The organism is Paenibacillus lutrae, assembly GCF_009757775.1.
Lineage (GTDB): Bacteria > Bacillota > Bacilli > Paenibacillales > NBRC-103111 > Paenibacillus_F > Paenibacillus_F lutrae.
Genome location: NZ_RHLK01000004.1, coordinates 116793 through 141605 on the forward strand (window position 1 = coordinate 116793; position 24813 = coordinate 141605).

Consider the following 24813-nt stretch of genomic DNA (forward strand, 5'->3'; position numbering starts at 1 on the left):
CCCGCTACCGGGCAGTTCAGTCTAACGCTGACTGCTTTCCCGGATCTTCCATAGCCGCAACTGCAGCCGCATTCGCATTCGCATGAGAACGCAGCCTGCTGGCCGGAAACAGCGAGAGCGCAATGAAGATACCTGCCAGCGTATACACGAAGATCAGCGAAGTCGCCTGCATGAGCAGTCCCGAGACGGAGGAACCGACCAGTACCATGGCGATCAGCACAGGTGCGATGAGGCCGTTTACACGGCCGATGTAAGCTTCCTCCACCTCCCTGACCATGAACATGCTGAGCGTAATCTGAACGACGGCCATCAGAACGGCCGTTACGAAGCGCAGCGATGCGGTCAGCAGAATCGAGGTGGAGATGGCCTCGATGACGATAGCGGCCGACTCGAACAGCAGGCCGATCATCAGCATGCGGCGGACATTCAGCTTCGGTGCGATGGAAGCCGCCAGCGCCCCTCCGAGGAGCATACCGACACCGTACAGGGCGGTGAACCACTGCAGATGCTCCTTGCCGAGGCCGAGCCGCTCCGTCAGCAGGAACACCTCCAGCGGCTGAATCAGCCCCGTGCCGAGCCCCACCAGCGCGAAGCAGCCCATTACGGGCATCAGACTGCCGTGTCTGCGGACGTAGGAGTAGCCTTCGCGGAACTCGCGGGCGAGCGTAGCGCCTTCTTCCCGCTCTCTGCTGCTCTCCATTCGCGGCAGCAGAGACAGCAGGAGCGCAGAGAGAAGGAACAGGGCGATCAGGGTGTACAAGGAGAACTCGATGCCGACCTTCACATAAATCAGCGTCCCGATTGCCGGTCCGATAATGATAAAGAGCGACTGCAGCGTCTGCGTGATCCCGATCGCGGTTCCGATTAACTCATCCGGAACATTGCGCTTAAACGCCTTGGCCGAGGCCGGCTGCGAGAACTGGCTCACCACGCTGGAGACGAAAGTAACGGCGAATACCGCCGGCCACCAGCCGGTCGCGAGCACGGCCATGATCGCCACTACAGACAGAGCCGACAGTATATCGCCGGTGATCATCGCTTTCTTCGGATTCCATCGGTCGGCCAGCGCCCCTCCAAGGAAGGAGAACAAGAAGATAGGCGCGTACTCAATGACGGTCAGCAGCGAAACAGCTACGGGATCGTTGCCGGTCATATCCATGACGAAGAACAGCATCGCCATATTCCGGATCCAGATCCCCATCTGCTGCAGCAGATCCGAGCCGAGAATCAGCACAAAGACCCGGTTGTTTAATAGTGCTTTCATTAGTTAATCCCCGCATTCTTCATTTAATTTGTTGGAGCTTCTCTTCGTCAGACTACTCTTCTTCTTTTAGACTGGACGTCCAGTCAGTTGAATTCGCAATAAAACCACTCCAATCTAACCGAACGGTCAGTCAGTTGAAATTCCAAAAAAATGCGGGGCGCTCACTTTGCCACCCCTTGAAGAAACACTTCTACCGAATAACGGTACAATCTGAACAACTCATCCATTTCTTTCTGATAGTAAACAACACCTAGACCTGACATCATCGCACGAAAAACATCCGCCATATCGTCGGCGTTTCCCTCCCGGATCTCGCCTTCTCTTATGCCTTCCCTAAGCAGCTCTCGGAAAACTTTGTAGGGATGCTGCGACATCTCCAGAATTTTCTCGAAAACATCCTCTTTAGCCAGCTGTGTTCCTGAAAATTCTTCAGCGGCCTTGGTAATCGGATTGCTGAAATCCTGCGCCAGATGCTCCGCTATCCCGTACAGCTTCTCGGTCACGGTCGGATAGGAATCCTTCTTCGCATCCCAGTCGTCCTTCCACTTCTCATAATCCCGCTCAAGAATGTACAGGAACAAATTCTCTTTGTTCTTGAAGTGATAATAGATGTTCCCTTTACTGGTTTCCGAAGCCGTCGTAATCTCTTCCATGGAGGTCGCAATATAGCCTTTCTGGATAAATAGCTCCTTCGCCTTTTCTGCGATCCGCTGCTTCGTCAATTCTCCTTCACGTTTGCGTGAGTTCATGATGGATACCTCTTTCTATACTGAACGTTCAGTCAGTAATATTATATGTGATAAATCAGCTTAAGGCAACGGCAACCTTTTGCCCTTTTTATACCCTGCCATACCAGGTTCTTATCCGCCTTCCTTATTGCCCATCTTGCCGGACTGACTAAGCGGTCCTCCCATTTTCCACAAATTAGTTAATTATCAAAACCCTGCAGACGTTTCATCCGGCCCCCCTCCGGTTAATTAAGGATACAACGGAATAGAGAGGAGAATGAACATGCAATCATCCCTGCTCCGCAAAGTTGCTACAGGCATTCTGCTGGCGGCTGTCCCTAAAATCGTCGATATGGTGTTTGACAAAATGAGCAGCAAGAAACAAAGCCGCGTACAATAACGTACCCGGCCTTGCCCCCCTTTCTTCCGGCTATAAACATCCAAGGCAATCCCCAGATCCCTAATACCGCCGGGCCTACATGCGCGCACTTACAGGCCGGGCGTTCCTATAAAGAAAGCAGGTGAGCTTAGCTCTGCCTGCTTTTTTAGATACTGCAGAATGGCTTCAGAATATGATCCGTTCATTTGGGAATCGAGGTGATTGGATGATCGGCTTGGCGTACTCCGCTGCAAGCGTCTTAGCGCTCGTAGCTATCAAGTTCTGGCACTTCAGTCCTGCCCTCACCATCGCTACCGCTTGTTTCTTCATCTTGGCCGCCTTCGTTTGCGCTTACATGGATTTCAGGAGAAACAAGGGCTTTAACTCCTATATGAAGAACGTCAGTGCAGCCTACCTCATCTTTGCCCTTCTTTTCATGTACGCCTCTACCAACCAGTAAAGCAATAAGATGATTGCCGGAATTTTAAAAAGGGTCAACAGCTGAGAAAAAAGCCGTTGACCCCTTTTTAAAATCCATTAAATCCTTTGAATCCTTTAACCCTTAACCGCTCCGGCAACCATGCCCTTCATAATCTGCTCCTGGAAAGCGAGGTACACGATAATCGTCGGAATAACCGAGATCGCCATCGCAGCCATCGTCAGCCTGTAGTCCGTCCCGAAGCCGGTAGCGAACTGGGACAAGCTGAGCGGAAGCGTTTTGAGAGAAGGCTTGTTGATAAACACGAGCGCGAACGCGAAATCGTTCCAGTACCGAAGGAATGCGAGGATTCCTACGGTAGAGATAGCCGGAATAGACAAAGGCAGCAGCATTTTCGTGAAGATGCCCCAATAGCCTGTTCCGTCGATCAGTGCCGCTTCCTCGATTTCTTTGGGTACCGAGGTCATATAGGCGGCGATAACAAAGATCGCCAGCGGCAGTTCAAATGCCGTATAAGGCAGAATAAGGGCCCAATACGTATCCAGCATCCCTGCTTTATTCATCATAATAAACAGCGGCACGAGCGTACTGTGTACGGGAATAAGCATTCCCAGCAGGAAATAACCCATCAGCGGTCCGCGCATGCGGAAATTAAACCGCGACAGAATGAAAGCCGTTAATGCCCCGATCACTAAAGTTAATACAAGAGCGCCGAGGGTGACAATAGTGGAGTTAACGACAGCCGTTTCGATTTCGGCCACTTTCCAGGCCTGTACGAAGTTATCCCACTGCCATTTAACCGGAAGACCGAATGGACGGTCGAAAAACTCTTCATTCGTTTTGAATGCACTGATAAACAGCCAAATCAGCGGATACAAGGTGACCAGCGCATAAAGAGCCAGCCCGATATTCAAACCCGATGTTTTCAGGATACTGCTGAAGCCTTTATGCTCAAGGCCGGCTTTCCCTTTCTTCGAAGGGGACGTTGCGGTTCCATTTGTTTGCGGCATCTAAGCCCTCCTCCTTTCGTTATCCATCGTTGCGTTTCATCAGCCTCTGGCTGACTGTAATAAGCACCAGACTGATAATAATGATCAGCGTGGAGATCGCACTGCCATAGCCGAAACGATAAACGGAGAACGTGTTGTTATACATATAGGAGGCCAGCAGTTCCGTCGAATGCGCCGGACCGCCCCCGGTCATGACATAAATAAGGTCAAACGCTTTCAAGCTGCCTGAAATACAAAGGACAATCGTTACTTTAACCGTATCCCAGATCATCGGCAGGGTAATCGAGAATAATTTGCGGCTGCCCGTTGCACCGTCAATTTTAGCGGCGTCGTCAACATCCGAAGGGATATTCTGAAGAGCGGCAATGTACATGATAAGGTAAGGACCGATATAGTTCCAGATAATCGGAACGGTCAGTGCGTACATGGAAGTTGATTTCTCCGAAAGCCAAGCTTTCGTCCAGCTCTCCAGGCCGACAGCCTCAAGCAGGAAGTTCAAAATCCCGATTTGCGGATGATAGATGTAGCTCCAGATAATACCTACGACAACGGACGAAAGAACCATAGGCATAAATACAGCGGAGCGTATGAATCTTTGGAAACCTGTGCTTTTTCTGAGTACCAGGGCGAGCAGCAAAGCGAGCGGCACTTGCCCTAATACGGAAGCGGCTACCACGATCATATTGTTTTTCAAGGCGAGCCAGAAGATAGGATCTTTCAGTGCCTCGATATAGTTATCGAATCCATTGAACTTGGCTTCTCCAATCCCTTTCCAGTCAAAAAAACCGTAGTACGCGGACCAGAAAATCGGGATGATGACGAATACGCTGTAAATGAGCAGCGCTGGCAGGAGACCAAGCACGATAAAACGGTTTGTTCTGGATGACGTAATCATGGTGTCTCTCCCCTCCTGATAAGATAACCACCGCATACGAGTCATTAGCCAATGACCGCGTCAGCGGCGGGTAGTAGCAGGTCTACATACCTAGAAATCGGAAGGCGGTAAGACCCGGACCGATTTCCACGTATGCATATCCGAAAATAGTTTCTCTCTCTTTAGGTCCGATTTATATAGAGGACTCTCTGTCTGTGAGATAAAAACGGGGCGACCAGCGCCCCGCTTCTCTCCAGGTTTCAAACCGTCTTACTTACCCAGCGATTTAGCCTGAGCATCTTGCAGTTTTTTCGCGATATCTTCCGGCTTGCCGCCCATCAGCAGCTCTTGAATACCGTTGTTAATCACTTCGGAAGCAGCGGAGGACAATTGGGAATCGTATACCGGCGTACGTTTCACTTGGCCTACAAGATCGTTTACTTTAGCGAAGAGGCTGGATACTTTGCTCTTATCCAGTTCTACCTTGTAAGAAATCAGCTGGTTAGACTCCAGTGTGCGTTTCTGTGCTTCCGGTCCAGCCATTGCATGGATCAGTTTATGTGCAGCTTCTTTCTTCGCGCCTTCCGTACGCTTGTTCATACCGAGACCTACGCCGACTACGCCGGATAGGGAATTCGGATCGCCTTTACCGTTCGGAACCGAAGGAAGAACCGTTACTTCAATATTGTTCAGCTGCTCTGGCTGTGTACCTGTTGTCAGGTTAGTCAGTGCCCAGCCGCCGTCAATCATCATAGCCGCTTTGCCTTGTGCGAACATTTGCTCCATTTGTGTGTTGTCGATGGAGTTGAAGCCTTCTTGGAATGCGCCGGCTTTGCCGAGGTCCTGCAGACCTTTCAGCGCCGCTACGAATTCAGGATCGGTGAACTTCGCGCCGTCTTGAGCGACAGCTTTCTTAAACCACTCGGTGCCTGTGTAACGGTCTGCCAGTGAGCTGAGGATACTGGATTGCGCCAGCCAAGCTGCTTTGTTGCCCAATGCGATTGGCGTAATTTTCTTGGATTTGAAAGTCTCGACCGCAGTCATCATTTCATCCCAAGTTTTCGGTACGGTCACACCGTTATCGTCAAACATTTTCTTGTTGTAATATAAGATGGAGGTTGGAGACAGCGACATAGGAATGCTGTAAGTCTTGCCGTCAATCGTGAAATCGTCAAAAGAGTTCGGCAGGAAGCCGTTCTTCCACTCTGCATCCTTATCAAGCAGTTCATTAACCGGCTGAAGCAGGTTACCGCTTACAAATTCCTTGGTCATAGCGCCCGGCCACATAACGAACAGATCCGGCATTTCATTTGCCGCTGCAACCGTTTTCAAACGAGTTTTATAACCATCGGGCGGAATGGCCTGCACTTCCAGTTCAACGTTTGGATTTGCTTTTTTGTATTCGTCTACAATGGCGCGCATTGTTTTGGCACGTGCATCTTCGCCTGTAAAGTTATGCCACAGGGACAGTTTTACTTTTTCGCCTTCTTTAGGAGCTGTGCCACCGGCTTCCGGTTCAGATTTGCTGCATGCGGATAATAGTGAGAGTGACAGAATAAGAGCAATACCTGTCTTGACTGATTTTTTCATAAGTTAAAACCCCTCCTTATCTCTATTCTTTTTCAGTATAAAAGTACGCCCTGCTTTGCAAAAGGGGATAGATTTCGGGTGAAGGGTAGAATAATCCCGGTCGTTTTCCAAAACGACCCTATTCAAGCACAATTAATTGGAAGCGCAACCACTGGACTGACTCTATCCCCTTTTATACGCAGCAATGATTCTCGCGCACGCAGATCCAGGAGTCTCTCCTCCATTAAAAAAACAGCCAGTCCGGTAAAGAGAATTCCCTTCCGGTCTGGCTGTTTATTTTCACTTTCCCTCCCGGTCAGAGCGGAATTCCGACGGTGTCTGCCCGGTGAACTTTTTGAACAGCTGACTGAAATATTTGATGTCCTCATATCCGACCTTCTTGGCTACCTCGCCGATCTTGATCGGCGTCTCGCTCAGAATTTCGGCAGCCCGCCGGATGCGCTCCCGCATGACGAACTCAATATAGGTAACGCCGGTTTCGCGTTTGAATACTTCACTGAAATGATTCGGATTCACATGGACATGGCCTGCCACCTGCTGGAGAGTCAGCGCATGATCCAGATTGTCCTGAATATACGAAATCGCTCTCTTCACGTAGAGAACCCCATCCTGGGACAAGTACTGATAATAGGTCTCCATGATCACGCGCAGCCGTTTGTACAAGGTGTCCTTCATGCTTCCCGGATCTCCCAGCCCGTCTCCTGCCGTGCCCGGAGACAGTCTGAGGTCATCCGGCGCAGCAGCATGCTCCGTGTCCGACTGCTCGCCCAGAGACGGCAGAAGCCGCGGCAGATCCGTCAGGCCCAGCGCGGAGGCCGTCCTCTCCAGCCATCGGTGGGCGGCAATCACAACTGACTGCGAGTACGCCTGCAGAGAAGCGGGCGTCGCATCGGGGGTTACCAGCGCCGCATCCATCACCCGCTCCACGAAGTGGCGCAGGTCGATGGGATTGCCGCTCTTCAGCAGCACCGCGAGCTCCGACTCCTCTTCCTTCGAGCAGACAGTCCGGCCGCCTTTGCGCCCCTTGACCGTCTCGCTCAGCAGCAGCAGCTCGCTGCCGGTTATGCTACGGAAGGATGCCGCATAGACCGCCTCGCGGTACGAATGCGGCAGCTGCGCGAGCCCGCGCACGGGACTGCCCGCAGCGGCGAACAGCACGCATTTCAGCTTGTCTGAAATGCGTGCAAGCTCGCTGCGCAGCGCCTCCGTACCGAGATCGTCGGTGCGCAGCACGGCGAGAATGTCGCCCTGACGCTGCAGCGTCTCGCAGGGGAGCAGTTCGCCGAGCATATTATCCACGGCGAAGCGGAGCAGGCCGCCGGAGGCGCGTGTGTCGCCCCAGCCCTGTACGCTGATCAGGAGTACCTGCAGCCGGGGCTCCTGATCAGCGCAAGGCTGGGCGGCAGCACCCGCGGGCGGCATAGACCCGGCGTGCGCCCGCGCCGCAGTCCTGCTCGGCTGCCGCTCACCTTCTCCATGCGGCTGGTCAGCCCCGTGCCGCCCGTCCGCTGCCTGCCGGGCGGCACCGGACCGCCCCGGAAGACTCTCTGCAGGCAGCAGCTTGCGTGAATCGGACAGCTCCGGCTCCCCGTCTTCTCCTGCCTGAGCCGGGGCTGCCAGTCCAAGCCTGCCGAGCAGCCGGGGCAGCTGCTTCAGTGACTCGGGGTCGTCGACCCCCTCCGTCACGAGCCGCTCCAGCATCTTGCTGCGGTAAGCTTTGCGCTGCATGTTATCGGCCTTATGAGCCTCCCATTTGCTGAGCAGCCGCTGCTTCGCCTTCATCACCGCACGGATAATTTCATCCGGACGGCTTGATTTGAGCAAATAGTCGCCAATACCGCTGCGGATAGCTTGCTGTACATAGGCAAAATCATCGTACCCCGTCAACACGATGATCTCTGTCTCCGGCAGCACTTGCTTAACCTTCTCCGCCATCGTAATCCCGTCCATTCCGCCCATGCGGATATCCGTAAGAATGATATGCGGATGCTCGGAGGCAATACGCTCCAGAGCCTCCTCCGCAGACTCGGCGGACCGCAGCAGCCTGAAGCCCATCTCCTCCCATTGGATGACTGTACTCAGTCCGGTGCGGATAATGACTTCGTCGTCGACAATCAGAATATTCATAATCCAGCTCCTTCTATGACCGGTATCGTAAAGGTAATAATCGTTCCCTCACCTACCCGGCTGCGTATATGCAGGCCGGCTTCCGGGCCGTAATGAAGCTGCAGCCTGCGGTGAACATTGCGCAGCCCGTAGCTGCCCGGAACAACAGGCTCATCCGCCGTTTCGGACAATGCAGCACGAATTTCGTTAACCTTATCCGGATCGATACCCACCCCGGTATCTTCGACCATGAATGTAATTTCGGTACCCATCTGCTGGACGTAGACACAGATCTTCCCTGTCTCCGCCTGCTTCTGAATGCCGTGAATAAGCGCATTCTCGATCAGGGGCTGCAGAAGCAGCTTCAAGACCTTCTTCTGCCTGATTTCAGAATCTACAATAAAATCAATCGTAAACTTATCCGGATAGCGGACCGCCTGAATGGCCGCATAATGCTGCGCATGCGAGATTTCCTGCTGCACCTCGCAGAACTCGGAACCTTTGTTCAGGCTGAAACGCAGGAAGTCACTCAAATGTCCTACCATTTCGGCTATTTTCATATCGTTGCTCATCAGCGCCATCCAATGCACCGAGGACAGCGTGTTATATAGAAAGTGAGGATGAATTTGCGCTTGAAGCGCCAACATGTCCGTTTCTTTCTTGCGGGCTTCATTGCGCTTAACCTGCTCGGTCAGACGCTCAATACGGTCACTGAGCCGGTTATAGCTTCTCATCAGCTGCCCGACTTCATCTGCGGATGTAACGGGCAAAGGTTTCATCGGTTCTTCCGGATCGGTATCCTTCAGGAAACGCGTCAGCATTAAGAGCGGCTCGGTCACCTTCTGCACGAAGAACAAAACCAGGGACGACACCAGCACGACCGCAATCGCTGCGGCCAAAGCCGTAAGCAGCAGCACATATTCGTTCTGCTTGCGGAAATCTTCGAACGGCATAACCCCGACCAGCTTCCAGTCTACACCGGGCACAGTATCGTAGAGGACCGTCCTCTTCTCTTTGCCTTCACCTATATTGAACGTTCCGGAGGTGCCCTCCAATTCGGGAAGATCCGGCATCCATTCTTTAATCGGACTGTTCCACAGCTTCGAATTTCCGCCCGCGACCAGCTTACGCTCGCCGTCCAGCAGGAACACCTGCCCGTTCTCACTGATTGCCGACTTACGCACCAGTTCCGCAATCACGTTCTGATCCAGGCTGATCGTCATTCTGCCCAGATGGGCAAATGTATTCGTGCTGCGGACAGGACGAACAAGGGAGATCACTCTCTGCTCTCCTATCGTAGTGCGATTTGTATAAAGAGGCGTCCACCATTTGGGACGATCCCCTTCCGATATATCTTTGGGCCCCGGCCAATCCGGCATTCCGGACTTTACAATACTCGTATTGGACAATTCCGGAAGATCGCGGGCAGAATGGATCGTAATCTCAGCGATATAAGGCTTGGAAAACGCCAAATTAGTCAAAAAACCGATAATGATCGTCGGTCTCAGAGCATCCCACTGCGTGTCCGACAGGTACTGCTGGACATCTCTTTGCCCGATTAGAAATATAGACATATTTTCGACATCCTGTACCATAAGCTCCAGATTCGTCCGCATTTGAGCCAATAAATTCATACCGGCCTGCGATGCCTTTTCTTCGGTCACCGAGGCGGCCATCTGATAAGAAAATATCCCGAAGGACAGGAGCGGAATCCCGATAGACACAAGCATCAGAAAAGATAATTTACGTTTGAGCGAACGCCCCAGCCACCGCTTCATACGATTCCCCCGCTAGTTTTTTTACGGCTTTTTCCAATGGAAAATTCTGTTTTGTGTTAGTTGAAATGGAATGATTTTTCCTAATCGTATCATAAATATCGCAGAAAAAGCCCAACAATTTAAAGGGCATATCTATCCAGCCAATTTCCAAATGTGCCGTAAAAGAGTATAATAGAAGATATGTAAGACATTTTCACCTTGTATTTCACCTTGTCGCAAGGCATAAATCGCAGGCTAGTTCATTCTTACAAGCCTTCATATTGTTAAAGGAGGTCAACCCGAATCATGAATCATGAAGACACGGGTCGGCGCCTTTTACGAATGGCCGACGAATTAGCGGAATATGTCACTCATCTGCAGTATCAGCTTCAACCCGATCTCATGGATCGTTTTGGAGAGCGCGGCCGGCAATTGGCCCGGCAGGACTCCAATTACAGTATCCGTTATCTGGCGGAGAGCATTCATATGCAAAGCCCGGATTTATTCAGCCATTACACGTCCTGGGCCGTGGAATTGCTCGCCGGCTACAAGTTGTCCAAGGAAGATATGGCCCTTAACTACCAGTTGATCGAGCAAGCTGTTAATGAACATTTCGATGAGCCGGACCGGAACTTGATCGTCCAGTATGTACATGTCGGACTGAATCAAATGCAATCCGCTGTTGCTTCACAATCTTTCCTGACCGCTGACCAGCCGTTAGCGGATACGGCTACCGCATACACGAATGCCCTGCTCCGGGCGGACCGCAGAGAGGCTTTGCAGCTCGTTCTGGACCGTGTGGAAGCGGGCATCCCTATCACTGATTTATACCTTCATGTATTCCAACCGTCCCAGAGGGAAATCGGCCGTCTCTGGCAGACCAATCAGATCTCGGTGGCACAGGAGCACTTGTGTACTGCCGCCACGCAGATGGTGATGTCGCACCTATACCCCTACTTATTTGCAACGAAGCGCAACGGCGGCACGATGGTAGCCGCTTGTGTCGGTGAAGAACTGCATGAGATCGGACTGCGTATGGTCTCTGACCTATTCGAGCTGAATGGCTGGGATACCTATTATTTGGGTGCCAATGTCCCCTCACGCAGTCTAATCCGGACACTAGTCGAGAAAAAGGCCAATATAGTCGCTATTTCGGCAACGATGACATTCCATGTGCACTTGGTGGAGGAACTGATCGCTGAGATTCGCAGCAGCGAAGCAGGAGATAATGTGCACATTCTAGTGGGAGGACTGCCGTTTAATATTGACCGGGAACTTTGGCGTAAAGTCGGAGCCGACGGTTACGCCAACGACGCGCAGGAAGCCATCCGGCTGGCGGAACACTGGAAGCACCACCGTATCGGAAACGAACTAGCACGGCCTATTTAAAGGCCTTCGTTTGCCGAGGAAGGAGGATTCTACGTGGATCCGAATTACACCGAGCAAGACCTAACCGAAATCACCCATTATCGCCAGACGATTGAGAAGCTGTCTAATCAGCTCATACAGGCAAGACACCGTGAGGAACAAGTATTATCCGAGTTCAGTGCCCTGAATAACGAGCTTGTTAACTTACAGAGGGAGCTATCCAAGACTAATGTCGAGGTGGTTCAGTCCAAAGCGGAAGCAGAACGGGCTAACGAGGCCAAAAGTATGTTTCTGGCGACCATGAGCCATGAAATCCGCACCCCCATGAACGGCATACTGGGAATGGCGGAATTATTGTCCCATACACTGGAGACAGACGAGCAGAGACAGTCCATCGCCATTATAGAGGAGTCCGCTTCTCTTCTCCTTACCATCATTAACGACATTCTGGATTTATCCAAAATCGAAGCCGGGCACATGCAGGCCGAACCGGAAACGTTCGAAGTCAGGAAGCTGCTTGATCATGCCATCCGGCTCCTGGAGCCTAACGCGGCCCGCAAGAACAATACCCTGCAAGGTGTCATTGACGACACGGTAAACAGCCATCTGATCGGCGATGCGGGGAGAATCCGGCAGATTCTGATCAACCTGGCCGGAAATGCCATTAAATTCACGGAGAACGGTGACATTCAAATCCGGATCAGGCTGTTGCAAAGCTCATCCGCATACCAGACGCTGCGATTTGAAATATCCGATACGGGAATCGGGATTGCCGATGAACATGTACACCGGGTATTCGATCCCTTCTACCAGGCACATACACAGCACGAAGATGCGCAGAAAAGCACGGGCCTCGGTCTTTCAATCTGCAAACGACTTGTTGAATGGATGGAGGGACGGATTGATGTAACGAGCAGGATCGGTTCCGGCTCCACCTTCTGGTTCGAGCTTCAGCTGGCCTTGCCGGCCGAAGCCGACTATCAGGCGGACACGGCGGCGGCATCCAGGAATGCCAAGCAAGCTATTGGCGGCTCACAAGCCTTTACGGACGAAGAACGCAAGCAGCCCCTGCTGCTTGTCGAGGATAATGCGATTAACCGGCAGGTCGCGCTTCTGCAGCTGCAGAAGCTTGGTTTTACCGAAATTGATACGGCTGTGAATGGCGAGGAAGCCATTGAAGCCAGGTCCCGCAAAGACTATTCGCTTATTCTGATGGACTCGCAAATGCCCGTCGTGGACGGTCTGCAGGCCACGGAGCTGATCCGAGAGTGGGAAACCGCCCGGCGGCACCCGCGCACGGCTATCATCGCGCTGACGGCCAGCGCCATGGCTAGTGACCGCCAGCGCTGTCTGGACGCCGGAATGGACGACTACCTGACCAAACCGCTGCAGCTGGCGAAACTGCAGACGGCAGTCCGCAAATGGCTGCCGGCAGGTCCGCCTATCTCAACCAACCGGCATATTCTTATACCGGAAGTCATCGAGGAGCTGAACGGCTTGGATGAGCCTGGTTCTCCGAGTGTCCTTGCTCTCTTGCTGCGCATGTACAAAGAGCAGGCGCCCGCTAAACTTCATCAACTCGAAGAGAGGCTGCGGAGCAAAGATTTGGCAGGGATACGCTACATGGCTCACGATCTTAAATCAACCAGTCTGAGCCTTGGAATCGATCATTTGTCTAAGCTGTTCGAGAACATCGAAACACAAGCCAAGGGTGGAACGGTCGAATACTCGGATGCTGCAATGCGCGAGCTGTGGCAGGCTTATGAAGAAGCTTGCTGCGAGCTGCAGAGGCTGCTCTAATTTATGTTATACCTACACTAGACTGGACGTCACGACGTCTGGTTTTTTTGTGTGCATCGCCAAATTATGAGCTTTCTTACCGGCGGCAAATGGCAAGCCTTGCGTCACCGCTCGTCCTACAACCCTTACAGCCTATTGTATTTATCGGAGCCGTCATAAAAAATCTGCACTCTTTTTTACAATCTTTTTTGCATACCGAGGATATCTCCTTTACATGCCTGGCAACTCATCAAATTTGTGTTCACGGCCAGGAACTTGTAAACTTTTAAATAGAGCTGTTTATGCGTCTCTTCCGATAAGACACATCCTCAGTGCAAAGGTATTTATAGGAGGATTAATTTGAAATTGGAATTAAAAAACATGAAAGAATGGGCCCGGTTCTTACTCACTTATAAATTTGCTTTGGATGAAGTCAGTACGAAACTGCAAATTTTAAATGAAGAATTCCAGTTCATTCATGAATACAACCCCATCGAGCATATGAAAACCCGGATTAAATCGGCGGAGAGCATCGTCAGCAAGCTTAAACGCAAAAATCTGGATGTAAGCATTGAGAATACGAAACAATATATCCGTGATATTGCGGGCATCCGGATTATTTGTTCTTTTACAACGGATATGTACCAGATTTATGAAATGATATGCGGACAAGACGACGTGCGTGTCATACAAACAAAAGATTATATCCAAAATCCGAAACCAAACGGATACCAGAGCCTCCATCTCATTATTGATATTCCGGTTTATTTGACGAACCGGGTGGAGCATGTGCCTGTAGAAATCCAAATCCGGACTGTTGCCATGGATTTCTGGGCCAGTCTGGAGCACAAGATTTATTACAAATACAACGCAGGCATACCTCCCCAAATCCAGCAGGAGCTTAAGGATACGGCCGATATGATCTCCTCTCTGGACCGTAGGATGCTTGCCTTGAATGAAGATGTACAGAATCACATCAATTCGATGAACCCACCCCTGGACGCAGCTGCCCGGGCGTAAAATGCGCAGGCACTCAAGCTGCTCCATCCCAGACACCCGGATACATCAAAATGGAGATGAAATCGAAATATGGTATCTTTTCTACTGACGCTTAAAAGACTGCTGACCGGAATATGGCATGCATTCAAAGAAAAGGATTTTCAAGTGCTGTTTGTGCTTACCCTGCTGATCTTATTTTCGGGCACGATTTTCTATCATGAAGTAGAAGGACTATCCTGGCTGGATTCCCTTTATTTCTGTGTAGCTACCCTCAGCACGGTCGGCCACCCGGATTTTGCGCCGCAGACAGAGTTCGGCAAGATTTTCACCATCTTCTATATCATTGCCGGAACCGGCTTATTCCTGGGGTTGATTCTTTACGTAGCCTTCGGCATCTTAACCAGTAAAAATAAACCGTCACGCCTAAGAAGAGGCGCCAAACAGGAATAAAGACCGGTGATACAACAACAGGCAGAGCCCCGACCTTCCAGTGGAGAATGGAAAAGTCGGGGCTCTTTATTGGTTTGATTATGGAATTAACTGGCTGCCGGCCGCGGTTCTTTACTTGATGGCCGCCAGAATATCTTCAAAGCTCAGACTCGCCGGAATGATTTTGTTCGAGAACGGTTTGTTTTCTTCCAAATGATATTCCCTGAGCGCATCGGTGTCTTTGAGCATGTTGCCTGTCAGAATGCAGGCAACCGTCTCGTCCTTATCGATGATCTGCTGGCCGACCAGCTTCTTAAGTCCCGCTACTGTTGCAGCAGAAGCAGGCTCACAGCCGATACCGGAAGCGTCCACGACGGCCTTGGCATTCAGGATTTCTTCGTCCGTAACGGAAACCGCCACACCGTTAGTCTCCTGCAGCGTACGCTGCGCCTTGCGCCAGCTCGGCGGATCACCGATGTTCAGGGCTGATGCTCTCGTATAAGGATTCGGCTCCGCTTCGAGCGCCGCCTTGCCTTCCGAGATCATCTTGTAGAACGGGCTCGCGCCTTCGGCCTGGATGAGCGCGACGCGCGGCAGCTTGTCGATCAGGCCGAGAGCGTACAGGTCAGACAAGCCTTTACCCAGCGCCGACACATTGCTGAGCGCACCGCCAGGGACGACAATCCAGTCCGGCAGCTTCCAGCTCAGTACCTGGGCCAGCTCGTACACGATGCTCTTCTGGCCTTCAATCCGGAATGGATTGATCGAATTGCAAATATAGAGACCCAGCTTCTCGCTATTTTCCTCCAGGAATTTGATCCCGTGATCATAGGTTCCTTCAATAGAGAAAATATTAGCGCCATAAGCTAAAGTTTGAAGTACTTTATTGAGTGAAATATTCTTGTTCGGCACAAACACGTATGAGCTGCGTTCCGCGATGGACGCATACATGGCAAGAGAGGACGATGTGTTCCCCGTCGACGTGCATGTGAAGCGGTCATAACCAAGCGAACGGCCGTGAGTGACGGCAACCGTCATGCCGTTGTCCTTGAAGGAGCCGCTTGGGTTCTCGCTCTGCGCCTTGAGCCACACGCTGCGAGTTCCGGCATAACGGGCTACCGCCTCGCTGCGGTACAGGCCTGTGTTGCCTTCGTATTTAGTCACGATTGCGGAGTCGTCCACTTCAGGGAAGATCAGCTCTTTGTAGCGCCACACGCCGCTCGCATATGGAGACAACCGGTCGGAGAGACGGCTGTGAAAAAGCTGTTTTAACTCTTCCGCATCCAGTCCGGAGAAATCCTGACGGATATCCAGCATCCCGTTACAAGTACAGGTATAGCGAAAGCTTGAAAATTCCTCGTTACATTCTACGCAAACAAATTTCATTTGATTTCGATAGACTAATAGCCTATCTTCCTCCTCACAGGATCGGATTCATCACCGCTTCACGGTAATGGCTGGCAAGAATGAATCTGGTTTCTTCTACTCCAGATAAATATATCAGGAACATTAAGGAAATTGGATCTTTGTGTGGTATTTTGGCATACTCTATTCAAAAAATCAATAGTTTTGCCAGTCTTTATGCATCCGATTCAAATGTAGACGAGTGAATAATTAATGAGCTTAAACTCGATTTAAATAAGGCCGGCAATAATGTTCGGCGAAAAAAGGGAAATTGTTCCTTAATCCCTCATGTTCATGCGGATGTCGCGTGTGGAAAGCAAAGTTACGGATAACAGCGAGGATGATATAAGCATCCAGATAAAGAAGTTCTTCCCCAGCAATTCCTCTCTCCTGCATATAAGCTTCCGCTAATTGCTTTCGTCTTGGCACATCGAGATGGAGACATGTCACGGCAACGTCAAGCAGGAAGGGCCCGAAGCCGCAACAGGAGAAGTCGATCGGCAATAATTGAGTATCATGGGCAAGATAATTGTCCTCATGCAAATCTGCGTGGAGAAGTCCCCATCTTTGTTCATTCAGCTGATATCCTGACAAGTCTTCAACTATCTTGTCCATTGTCTCTCTTAACACAGCATAATCCTGTTCCTTCAGAACGCCCTGCTCGATCATCGACCGTATACTAGACTTACCCGCTCGGGTATCTCTCTGTCAAAAACCTCACCGACTCGCGGATTAAAGCTTGTAAACCATCCACATCAATATCCGCCAGCTTATTCACATACACGCATGCTTTTCCTGCCGTATGTTTGCCCAAGTTCTCTAACAGTTCATCTCTTCGGGTATCCCCTGTCGCAAAATACAAGCTTATCTTCGCTTTACGAGGTGAAAAGCCAACCAGAGGTGCATCGCCTTCATGGCCCGATTCATATTTGTAGTGATAAGAGCCAAATCCGATAATAGTCGGCCCCCACATCTTGGCTGCGTACCCGGTGGCTTCAGTGAAAATATCTAACAATTGATAGGCGTCTTCACGTTTCTGTGGGCTGCCGACACTTTCTATGAATTCGATAACACTGGCATCCGTTTCTTTGGTTTTTAGCTCGTACATGTGCAGATCTCCATTCTTTGATGTAAGTGTCCTTTTAGGTTATCCGCAGAATCAACTTTTACACTTATCCGTCGGTCGAGCAAACCATGTCACGCAGCTGACAAAATCATTCCAATCATTGTTTACTGACATCTATAATCTCTGAGCCCTTACTTGCAGGCCTTTTCATATTACGCGGTATTACTTCAAATAGTCCATTAAGCGAATGGAGGCGAATTTACTAAAACTATCTACAAAGTTGATCTCAGTAAGGTCTACCTTGCCATAATCCGCCGGAGCGCCAAAATAACCATACGGAGTTATGCTTTTGGCCACTTCTCCACCGGTAAGCCATTTTTTAAAATCCTCATGGCTGAGATTCGTAGATTCGAGTTCCCGGACAAGTTCAACATTCACCAGCTCAGGGAAAAATTTGTTCATCATGGCTGTGCAGCTCTCTCCCGCGTGGACATCTAAATATTCCGGTGCGTAGAGATCTTCCAGTACCAGATCCACATCAAAGATTAAGAAATTGTCATTTTCTTGATCAATCCCCAGATCTTCCGCAATCCAATGGGAAATTAAAGAACGGGCATCCAGACCCAGCTCTGTGCGCGCAGCCGTGATCGCTTCATATAAGGCTTCTCCGTTCACGGAATCACCGTGGATGTCCACCAGGAACACCTGTTTAACCCCCCATTGCTTCAAGCTCGCGAAAATATCAAACAGGACATGAATCACCGTTTCTTTCCTCGAAGTAAACGAACCCGGAAAACCACCCGTGACATGATTGATTCCCCAGTAAAAAGGTGGTGCGATTAGGCATTCTCTATTGTTGTTCCTAAGCTCGTTTCTGATCTTCCGGCAGATCAAGTGACTTACATATATATCGGATCCTGTAGCAATATGAGGTCCCTGCTGCTCTATAACTCCAGACGGCAGTAATACAATAGCCCCCTTGTCAATGCTCGCTTGAATCTCCGTCCAACTCATGTCGGACATGGTATCTTCAAATATGGAATAAGTCACGCGCATTCCTCCAATCTTCTATGTTTGTATTTTATTACCAACGTAAAATAGATGTCCAGCCTTTCCTCATAAAAAAACCGTACCTCGCATACACTACCCTTTATCTGCTATCCACAAGATTCCGATCAAATTACGTGTTACTACCACAACACCCGTATCAAAATAGATCACACCCGGAGTTTCCTTCATAATAGAGCTCCAAGACAAACCGTTGTCATATTTTGCATTGGTAAACAATCTTTTGTTTGCTGCCCCGAACAGATTAAAAAATTTATTTATAAGGGCCTTCGCTTCCCCTGAGCTCATCATATCCAAGTCATGTACCATTTGCTTAGTCAGTGCATAATCAAGCAGCTTATTTACACCGTGTTGATCCGTTTCCTTCATATCTATATCCCTCTTGAAACATCCCCTTGTGCACAGAAAAGTATCTATGGTTTGCAGAATCTGATTATCAGGATGTTCAATCGTACATACCTCTACAATAATCTCAGCGTGCTTTCTTTTCCTCTTAATTTCTTCTTTGAGCTCATGAACTTTCCTTAACATGTTGATCCCCATTTCTCGATTGAAAGATAATCTTCTTCCTTTTACAAGATAATAGCAGCATTTCCCGTCAGCAATTATGAACGATCCCGGACAAACGTCTATATTTGCAGATAGAAGGGTCTTTTTATGCTACAATTTAAATAGTTTGTGTATGAAGGAAAGGAATGAAAGCAGAACTAATGCCCAGCAATAGCAACAATCAACCCACTCCCTTGGCTGCGCCTCCACAGCCTTTGTCAACTATACTGGCGCAAACCGTCAAGACAGGGATCATTAAATCTAATTTATTACCGATGTTGGCCGGTCTGACTTTGGCACTATACACTTACCAAATTGATTTGGTGGGGAAACTTCCAGTCATTGTATTAGCCCTGATCGGTTCGATTCTGGTCATCGGGGCCGCGGGTACCTTTAACAACCTGTACGATCGCGACATTGACTCCGTTATGGCAAGAACCAAGAACAGACCCACCGTTACCGGCGCCATTAAGCCTGTAACCGTCCTGTGGCTCGGCATTGTGATGGCCGTTCTGGGATTAACCGCTCTTGCCTTTACGACTCCGCTGGCCGCAGTCTTGGGATTTGCGGGGCTGTTTATTTATGTAGTCCCCTATACGATGTGGAGCAAACGCCGCACGATTTACAACACGGAGATAGGAAGTATTTCAGGAGCCATGCCGCCGCTCATAGGATGGGCCGCTATCTATCCGGATATTACACATCCTGCGATTCTTGGACTTTTCGTCATAACCGTTCTCTGGCAAATGCCTCATTTCTATGCGATCGCGATTCGTAAGCACGATGATTATAAGGCGGCTAATGTCCCCATGCTCCCGGTCGTTAAGGGTGTTAAACGAACCTATATACAAACGAATGTGTATCTGGTTGTTTTAATTGCAGTAAGCTTTCTCTTTGGATCGTTAAGTATTGGCATTATGCTGGTCGCACTTCTTTTAAGCGTGGCGTGGCTTGTCTTAAGCGTGTACGGTTACAAAAAAATGGAGTCTGAAAAATGGGCGAAATCCATGTTCATTTTTTCACTTATCCATATGACTCTCTTATTCCTGACGATCATTATCTACTCTCTGATGGGAATATTTTTCGGGCCTTTCATGCCCCAGTAAGCCGCTGCAGCCAGATGCCACCCAAAACAACGGGCTTCCCAATCAGGGAAGTCTTTTTATTTGCCCCTTGCTTGTAACCTCATATAATTCTGTTCAGGGATTGGAATATGCATTTCATCCAAAAGCTATCTATACAAAGTCAAAAAATTATATCATGCTTACATAGAGTGCTTGAACAATGGAATGGAACGGAGAGAGGTGTATCCTATGTATAGGGTGGCTATTTGCGATGATGAGGAGAAACAAAGAGAACTTGTTAAGAGCATTCTGATTACTTTGTCGATAAAGATCAATATAGAATTTGAAATCGAATTGTTCGGTTCTGGAGAGCAGCTGGTAACCTATTATCTGCACCAAAACACCCCGTTCCATATTCTGATATTGGATGTTGAAATGGGCGGAATCAACGGGATTCAAACAGCACGTAGACTAAGAGGGTTAAATAACCTGGATGAGCAAATTATTTTTCTGACAAACTATCCTGAATATATGGTAGAAAGTTTTGACGTCATGACATTCCAGTATTTAATAAAACCCGTTGCTCCTTCGATCTTGGAAGAGAAAGTGATCAAGCTGTGCCAATACTTTCAAGCACTGGATAAAAAGTTTATGGTCATCAAGTCCGCCTATGATGAAGTCGTTATCAAGTACGATGACCTCATCAGTATTGAAGCTGCCAAAAGCTTAACTATTAAAAGCAAACTACATTTTACAACCGTTAATCAAACCTATGGAAGCAAAGGAATCCTTTCTGATTATGCTTTGACCTTAAAAGACAGCAACTTCCTGCAAATCCATCGTTCCATTATTATAAACCTGCTTCATGTGAGGAAGTTTGCTAGCGGAGTTGTTCTAATGTCCAACGGGTCGGAACTGCCCATTGGGCGTTCTAAAGTTAAAGAGGTTAAAGATTTTTATACCAAGTTTATGATTATGAAGGTCGAATGATATGTTCCAAAATAATTTACCTATCGCCCTATGCGTTATACTGGTGATTGGCGTTCAAATTAATTTTTTCTTTAACTCGGTTTTCGATAAATCAGCCAAAAAACATAACCGCATCCCCTACTTCTTCACCTTCGGGCTGTCTGGTTACTTCTATCTGGTCGTTCCCTTCTCTCCAATCTTATATACGATTCTTCCCTTGCTTATGATATTCAGTATTGTCCAATCTTACCAAGTAGAAATTAGAACCAAGATCATTTTTTCACTGCTTTACGGTGTAATAATGTCTATCGCTAATTTTATTTCCCTATATATTTTATATATCCTGGATTCACTCGACTTTGACAGCCTTGTAAATCAACCCGATCCAATTGCCTATACGAAACTTGTTCTACTCAGCTGTATGATTATGTTTGCTGTTATTCAGATGATGCGGCTAGTGACCAAACGAAGAAGTTTTTCATTGCCTTACCGGTACTACGCCTTGTTTCTGGTTATTCCGCTCCTGAGTATATATCACCTGAATATTTTAACTTATAAGAGCTTCTATACTTTCCTTTCGGCTATCGGCTTTCTTTTCTTAAACGTTATGATTGTCTATATGTATGATACGATTATGGATAAATTTCAATTTATGCATGACAATGCTCAGCTCCAGCAGCAGATGAACTATCAGGATGCGAATTACGAAAAAATTGTTCACAGCTTCAAATCCATCAAAAGAATCATTCACGATACGAATCAACAGTTTTTGTATATTGAAGAATGTATTAAGCGCAATGAGTTAGCAGCGGCAAAGGAACATATCACAACAACCTTAAACAAAATCGAAGGAGCCTATCAACGGGTGAATACCGGCAACTTGGTTATAGATGCCCTTGTCACCAATACACTTGATATCGGGCAGGCCAATGGCATAAGAATCGACACCAGGCTTAATCTTCGTTCCCAAGCAATTACGATTGAGCGTTATGATTTATGTGTGGTCTTGGGCAATATGCTGGATAACGCAATTGAAGCTTCCAAACAGATCAAGATCGCAGAAGACAGGTACATGCTTATTAAAATACATGCTACCGAGTCCGCCCTGCTCATTCACATCATGAATCATATGGAGAATGAAGGCGCCCACTTACGCAGCCCAAAACCAAACCCGGAATTTCATGGGATCGGACTAACGAATATATCCAGAATTTGCGACAAGTATGGGGGGCATATGACCCTTGAAGCCAAACATAAAGTATTTAATAATATGGTCCTGCTGCCATTTTCAACGAACAATCCTTAGACCGGTCACCTCTATATTTGCTCAAACGAATCAGAACCCCGTTAAAGAAAAGGCAAAGACACTAGCTTGGAAGATCGTGTCCGATTATGGCGTAAGCGGCATACAGTATGCGATCAGGGATCAATCTTACTTTTCTCTATTCGACAAAAAGCCTGTAGACCCTGATCCTTTCGGAACTATGTCTACAGGCTGACTCTACATTAAAGTAGAGTTTAAGATATTACAAATTACCAAGTATAATTTCTCCTAAAAATGCAATAGCTAGGGCGGATAGAAAAGCGTATATTGCAAAGTTTGAAAACTTTTCACCTATAATAGCAGAGCGAATGGCACATAAAGAACAGAAGATAAAAAGGCCTATGAGGAAACCTAACATTTCAATTCCTCCGTTTATTATATTGAAAGGTGCATATAGCCTACTTACAATATAATGATAACACAATTATTTTTTCCAATTTAAAACAGTTGCATATTCATCTGTTATTCTCGGAGTGATTGAGATCGACGGCTTTCCATCAGATACCCCAAACTTAGCGCTCCACTCCCTGTTAACTGTTTATGGAATTAATTACCTGCAATAGCTGTATTCATAATGCACCTGGTTTGTCGATAGGACGTTGTATAATAACTTGTCCCCATCCTTTATGCCTCTAATATTCCTTTTTTTCAATGAAATATTTAAAACAGTAGAATATAATGTAAAATTATACTCGAATATTCGAGATCCACTGCCCCATAATTCCCATAATTCGTGACCGTTCATTTTTAATCCCAATGAAAAAAGCCACGTATTATACGACGACTTTTACTGAGATAAAGTTCTTTGACCCAAATGTAATGTTTCCAGGGTTCGCCACCCCTTGATTTAATGCGAACTCCGCTAAAGCTTGAGTCGCTTTTCCTATCGTGAATGAATCTGTCCATAATTTATAATTTCCATATATGCTTTATTTTTAAATCCGCCATTTTAAGTCCCTTATTTTAAAATTCAATTCAATATAAAATGCAACTTCTTTAAACCTATACTCAGGATCATTTGCAACACCTTATACTTTTGAGTTCTTTTTATCTATTCTATTAAATTTCATTTTTCCAGTTGTACACCTACCTGTGAAATAGTGACCTTCTAGGAGTGGAACACCATCGGAACCTATAGTAATTCTTAGTTTAGCTGTTCCATCATGATTGGGATTAGTATCTCTATTTTCGTCCGCATCATTGTAATATGTATAACATAGATATTTTCGACCGCCCTCATCTATCCAAATATCGCTTGTATAACTACTACTGTAACTTTTAGCAGTCTCAAGAGTCACTTTTATCCTATCAAATTCATGCCTTATTTCCATAGTTGTAGGTATAGGAGCTACTTTTAAACCAGTTTCCTTATCTATGAAATCAGATTGTAAAACCCCCTCCCATTTCCCTCCAATATAGGGTACAGTACAGAGCCATGGATAAAAAAGGTGCGGAAATTTTCTCCACACAAACTGCTTAAATAACAAAGCTTCTAATAATAGAGATGTACCTGCAGCACTTATTGCCGACGCTACTAAGAAGAAATTGAAAGGTGGGCCCTTAAAAAGGACAATAGTGATAAATATCATTATCCCAAGGGTAATCCAAATGCGCCAATATACATTAGAGTTATACATTGAGCTTTCTCCGTTCATTCATAGTCATAAAAAATTTCCAGAGCATTTATAAATAACTTCATTTTTTCTATACTTTCATGTGTTGGGCATAGTAATTTTATTCCATTCGCCTCTTTGTATGAACTTAATGAATGTATGTTGATTTTCAAGTAATTTATTATTTTTTGAAACATATACACCTTTCTATAGTTCTTATATTCCAAATAATACGCCGTTGGAATATTCCATAATAATGACTCTAAAGCAAATGAACTAACATTGTCAGCTGCAGTAATACCGTTTTCCTTCATAAGATATCGAATTTTCTTTATAATCCGAACCATTTTTTTGTAATAATAATTTGTGGCAACATTTTTTTCTTTACCATTGCTAATATGTTGCTCTGGATAATTAATAATCTCTTCTCCTGAATCTGCTGTTATTATTATTCCACCAATAAAATTCTTCGGATCGTTTCGGAAATCATTTTGAAAATCCTTATATCTACGGCAAGGCACTGAATCAGCATCTTTCCGATAAGAATTACCGTATATTTTAATGGATTTGTTTTCTCTGTTCACATCATCTCCAAACTTCTCTATTAACGCAGCTTCAATTTCATCTTTAAACGTTTTTGGGCGAAGTGATGCATTGATAAATCCATAATCGGTATCACTCACACCCGATCTATAATGGGTTCTAAACGTATCCTCTTCAACAACCGCAATATCCACATCACTTTGCGTACGTACATTAGTATTATTTGCATATGACCCTTGTATAAAGACTTTAATACGTCTATTTCCATATTCTAGATCTTGAAAATATGCATAAGTGTCATTATATAATGGCTCCACACTACTTTTTTTTTCTTGAAATCCTAATGGTTTTAATGCACTTACCACCATGTTTATTGCATTTTTGCATTGTTGATCCTCAGTTTGACTTAGTGGCTGAGAAAAATTATTTAACATAGCCTCGGTAAACTTCACAATTAATCCCCTTTTCAAATAGCTTTAGTGCACAGGGTA

Annotated in this window: 22 protein-coding genes; 8 read left to right on the plus strand and 14 right to left on the minus strand. The window is 47.4% G+C overall.

All coding sequences use genetic code 11. The features are described 5' to 3' along the window. Window positions 1-16: 16 nt before the first annotated feature. Both EDM21_RS09855 and EDM21_RS09860 read right to left on the minus strand, forming a co-directional pair. Entirely contained in the window at window positions 17-1264 is a 1248-nt protein-coding gene (locus EDM21_RS09855; protein WP_157335137.1) for an MFS transporter, read from the minus strand. 161 nt (window positions 1265-1425) lie between these two features. Then, window positions 1426-2013, minus strand: coding sequence for a TetR/AcrR family transcriptional regulator (locus tag EDM21_RS09860; RefSeq protein ID WP_157335139.1), 588 nt, complete (start codon window positions 2011-2013; stop codon window positions 1426-1428). A 584-nt stretch (window positions 2014-2597) separates the two neighbouring features. On the opposite strand from EDM21_RS09860, the gene EDM21_RS09865 reads away from it, so the two are divergent. Further along, window positions 2598-2831, plus strand: a complete 234-nt coding sequence (locus tag EDM21_RS09865; protein ID WP_157335141.1) for a hypothetical protein — start codon at window positions 2598-2600, stop codon at window positions 2829-2831. A 95-nt stretch (window positions 2832-2926) separates the two neighbouring features. On the opposite strand, the gene EDM21_RS09870 is transcribed toward EDM21_RS09865, so the two are convergent. From EDM21_RS09870 to EDM21_RS09890, 5 genes are all read right to left on the minus strand, one after another. Further along, window positions 2927-3820: a carbohydrate ABC transporter permease gene (locus EDM21_RS09870; protein WP_157335143.1), complete on the minus strand. Its 894-nt coding sequence runs from the start codon at window positions 3818-3820 to the stop codon at window positions 2927-2929. Window positions 3821-3839: 19 nt separating this feature from the next. Beyond that, the gene (locus EDM21_RS09875) at window positions 3840-4715 is read right to left on the minus strand and encodes a carbohydrate ABC transporter permease (protein WP_157335145.1); all 876 of its coding nucleotides are present in this window, start codon (window positions 4713-4715) and stop codon (window positions 3840-3842) included. Window positions 4716-4964: 249 nt separating this feature from the next. Continuing rightward, complete coding sequence (locus tag EDM21_RS09880; RefSeq protein ID WP_157335147.1) at window positions 4965-6284, minus strand: extracellular solute-binding protein; 1320 nt, start codon at window positions 6282-6284, stop codon at window positions 4965-4967. 279 nt (window positions 6285-6563) lie between these two features. Further along, window positions 6564-8411: a response regulator gene (locus tag EDM21_RS09885; RefSeq protein ID WP_235918128.1), complete on the minus strand. Its 1848-nt coding sequence runs from the start codon at window positions 8409-8411 to the stop codon at window positions 6564-6566. After that, the gene (locus tag EDM21_RS09890) at window positions 8408-10168 is read right to left on the minus strand and encodes a cache domain-containing sensor histidine kinase (RefSeq protein WP_157335149.1); all 1761 of its coding nucleotides are present in this window, start codon (window positions 10166-10168) and stop codon (window positions 8408-8410) included. Before EDM21_RS09890 ends, EDM21_RS09885 begins: the two co-directional genes overlap by 4 nt. A gap of 285 nt (window positions 10169-10453) precedes the next feature. Here EDM21_RS09890 and EDM21_RS09895 point away from each other — a divergent pair, with 285 nt between their 5' ends. The 4 genes from EDM21_RS09895 to EDM21_RS09910 all read left to right on the plus strand — a co-directional run bounded on the left by EDM21_RS09895 (window position 10454) and on the right by EDM21_RS09910 (window position 14743). Then, the gene (locus EDM21_RS09895) at window positions 10454-11536 is read left to right on the plus strand and encodes a cobalamin B12-binding domain-containing protein (protein WP_157335151.1); all 1083 of its coding nucleotides are present in this window, start codon (window positions 10454-10456) and stop codon (window positions 11534-11536) included. Window positions 11537-11569: 33 nt separating this feature from the next. Then, window positions 11570-13315 (plus strand): ATP-binding protein, encoded by a 1746-nt coding sequence (locus EDM21_RS09900; protein ID WP_166541929.1) that lies wholly within the window; start codon window positions 11570-11572, stop codon window positions 13313-13315. A 360-nt stretch (window positions 13316-13675) separates the two neighbouring features. After that, window positions 13676-14314 carry a GTP pyrophosphokinase gene (locus tag EDM21_RS09905; RefSeq protein WP_201280773.1) on the plus strand — a complete coding sequence of 213 codons (639 nt, stop codon included), beginning with the start codon at window positions 13676-13678 and terminating at the stop codon, window positions 14312-14314. 69 nt (window positions 14315-14383) lie between these two features. Further along, window positions 14384-14743: a potassium channel family protein gene (locus tag EDM21_RS09910; protein ID WP_157335155.1), complete on the plus strand. Its 360-nt coding sequence runs from the start codon at window positions 14384-14386 to the stop codon at window positions 14741-14743. Window positions 14744-14854: 111 nt separating this feature from the next. On the opposite strand, the gene thrC is transcribed toward EDM21_RS09910, so the two are convergent. The 5 genes from thrC to EDM21_RS09935 form a co-directional block, all read right to left on the minus strand. Beyond that, window positions 14855-16108, minus strand: coding sequence for a threonine synthase (gene thrC, locus EDM21_RS09915; protein ID WP_157335157.1), 1254 nt, complete (start codon window positions 16106-16108; stop codon window positions 14855-14857). Between the two features lie 237 nt (window positions 16109-16345). Continuing rightward, window positions 16346-16795, minus strand: coding sequence for a phosphotransferase (locus EDM21_RS09920; protein WP_268893069.1), 450 nt, complete (start codon window positions 16793-16795; stop codon window positions 16346-16348). 16 nt (window positions 16796-16811) lie between these two features. Further along, window positions 16812-17234: a DUF1801 domain-containing protein gene (locus tag EDM21_RS09925; protein WP_157335161.1), complete on the minus strand. Its 423-nt coding sequence runs from the start codon at window positions 17232-17234 to the stop codon at window positions 16812-16814. 180 nt (window positions 17235-17414) lie between these two features. Continuing rightward, complete coding sequence (locus tag EDM21_RS09930; RefSeq protein ID WP_157335163.1) at window positions 17415-18242, minus strand: creatininase family protein; 828 nt, start codon at window positions 18240-18242, stop codon at window positions 17415-17417. 93 nt (window positions 18243-18335) lie between these two features. Beyond that, window positions 18336-18629, minus strand: a complete 294-nt coding sequence (locus tag EDM21_RS09935) for a hypothetical protein (protein WP_157335165.1) — start codon at window positions 18627-18629, stop codon at window positions 18336-18338. Between the two features lie 341 nt (window positions 18630-18970). Between EDM21_RS09935 and cyoE the strand changes: the two genes are divergently transcribed. The 3 genes from cyoE to EDM21_RS09950 all read left to right on the plus strand — a co-directional run bounded on the left by cyoE (window position 18971) and on the right by EDM21_RS09950 (window position 22148). Next, window positions 18971-19915 carry a heme o synthase gene (gene cyoE, locus EDM21_RS09940; protein ID WP_235918139.1) on the plus strand — a complete coding sequence of 315 codons (945 nt, stop codon included), beginning with the start codon at window positions 18971-18973 and terminating at the stop codon, window positions 19913-19915. Between the two features lie 207 nt (window positions 19916-20122). After that, on the plus strand, window positions 20123-20863 hold the full coding sequence (locus EDM21_RS09945; RefSeq protein WP_157335169.1) for a LytR/AlgR family response regulator transcription factor: 741 nt from the start codon (window positions 20123-20125) through the stop codon (window positions 20861-20863). A 1-nt stretch (window position 20864) separates the two neighbouring features. Continuing rightward, the gene (locus EDM21_RS09950; protein WP_157335171.1) at window positions 20865-22148 is read left to right on the plus strand and encodes an ATP-binding protein; all 1284 of its coding nucleotides are present in this window, start codon (window positions 20865-20867) and stop codon (window positions 22146-22148) included. Window positions 22149-23194: 1046 nt separating this feature from the next. Here the strand turns inward: EDM21_RS09950 and EDM21_RS09960 are convergent. Next, window positions 23195-23803: a Cap15 family cyclic dinucleotide receptor domain-containing protein gene (locus tag EDM21_RS09960; RefSeq protein WP_157335173.1), complete on the minus strand. Its 609-nt coding sequence runs from the start codon at window positions 23801-23803 to the stop codon at window positions 23195-23197. 14 nt (window positions 23804-23817) lie between these two features. After that, window positions 23818-24774 carry a nucleotidyltransferase domain-containing protein gene (locus EDM21_RS09965; protein ID WP_157335175.1) on the minus strand — a complete coding sequence of 319 codons (957 nt, stop codon included), beginning with the start codon at window positions 24772-24774 and terminating at the stop codon, window positions 23818-23820. Between the last annotated feature and the right edge of the window lie 39 nt (window positions 24775-24813).

Excerpts from the sequence above, each read along its gene's own strand:
- EDM21_RS09855 (WP_157335137.1), bottom strand. The coding sequence starts at position 1,264 with ATGAAAGCACTATTAAACAACCGGGTCTTTGTGCTGATTCTCGGCTCG.
- EDM21_RS09860 (WP_157335139.1), bottom strand. The coding sequence starts at position 2,013 with ATGAACTCACGCAAACGTGAAGGAGAATTGACGAAGCAGCGGATCGCA.
- EDM21_RS09865 (WP_157335141.1), top strand. The coding sequence starts at position 2,598 with ATGATCGGCTTGGCGTACTCCGCTGCAAGCGTCTTAGCGCTCGTAGCT.
- EDM21_RS09870 (WP_157335143.1), bottom strand. The coding sequence starts at position 3,820 with ATGCCGCAAACAAATGGAACCGCAACGTCCCCTTCGAAGAAAGGGAAA.
- EDM21_RS09875 (WP_157335145.1), bottom strand. The coding sequence starts at position 4,715 with ATGATTACGTCATCCAGAACAAACCGTTTTATCGTGCTTGGTCTCCTG.
- EDM21_RS09880 (WP_157335147.1), bottom strand. The coding sequence starts at position 6,284 with ATGAAAAAATCAGTCAAGACAGGTATTGCTCTTATTCTGTCACTCTCA.
- EDM21_RS09885 (WP_235918128.1), bottom strand. The coding sequence starts at position 8,411 with ATGAATATTCTGATTGTCGACGACGAAGTCATTATCCGCACCGGACTG.
- EDM21_RS09890 (WP_157335149.1), bottom strand. The coding sequence starts at position 10,168 with ATGAAGCGGTGGCTGGGGCGTTCGCTCAAACGTAAATTATCTTTTCTG.
- EDM21_RS09895 (WP_157335151.1), top strand. The coding sequence starts at position 10,454 with ATGAATCATGAAGACACGGGTCGGCGCCTTTTACGAATGGCCGACGAA.
- EDM21_RS09905 (WP_201280773.1), top strand. The coding sequence starts at position 13,676 with ATGAAAGAATGGGCCCGGTTCTTACTCACTTATAAATTTGCTTTGGAT.
- EDM21_RS09910 (WP_157335155.1), top strand. The coding sequence starts at position 14,384 with ATGGTATCTTTTCTACTGACGCTTAAAAGACTGCTGACCGGAATATGG.
- thrC (WP_157335157.1), bottom strand. The coding sequence starts at position 16,108 with ATGAAATTTGTTTGCGTAGAATGTAACGAGGAATTTTCAAGCTTTCGC.
- EDM21_RS09920 (WP_268893069.1), bottom strand. The coding sequence starts at position 16,795 with ATGATCGAGCAGGGCGTTCTGAAGGAACAGGATTATGCTGTGTTAAGA.
- EDM21_RS09925 (WP_157335161.1), bottom strand. The coding sequence starts at position 17,234 with ATGTACGAGCTAAAAACCAAAGAAACGGATGCCAGTGTTATCGAATTC.
- EDM21_RS09935 (WP_157335165.1), bottom strand. The coding sequence starts at position 18,629 with ATGAAGGAAACGGATCAACACGGTGTAAATAAGCTGCTTGATTATGCA.
- cyoE (WP_235918139.1), top strand. The coding sequence starts at position 18,971 with ATGCCCAGCAATAGCAACAATCAACCCACTCCCTTGGCTGCGCCTCCA.
- EDM21_RS09945 (WP_157335169.1), top strand. The coding sequence starts at position 20,123 with ATGTATAGGGTGGCTATTTGCGATGATGAGGAGAAACAAAGAGAACTT.
- EDM21_RS09950 (WP_157335171.1), top strand. The coding sequence starts at position 20,865 with ATGTTCCAAAATAATTTACCTATCGCCCTATGCGTTATACTGGTGATT.
- EDM21_RS09960 (WP_157335173.1), bottom strand. The coding sequence starts at position 23,803 with ATGTATAACTCTAATGTATATTGGCGCATTTGGATTACCCTTGGGATA.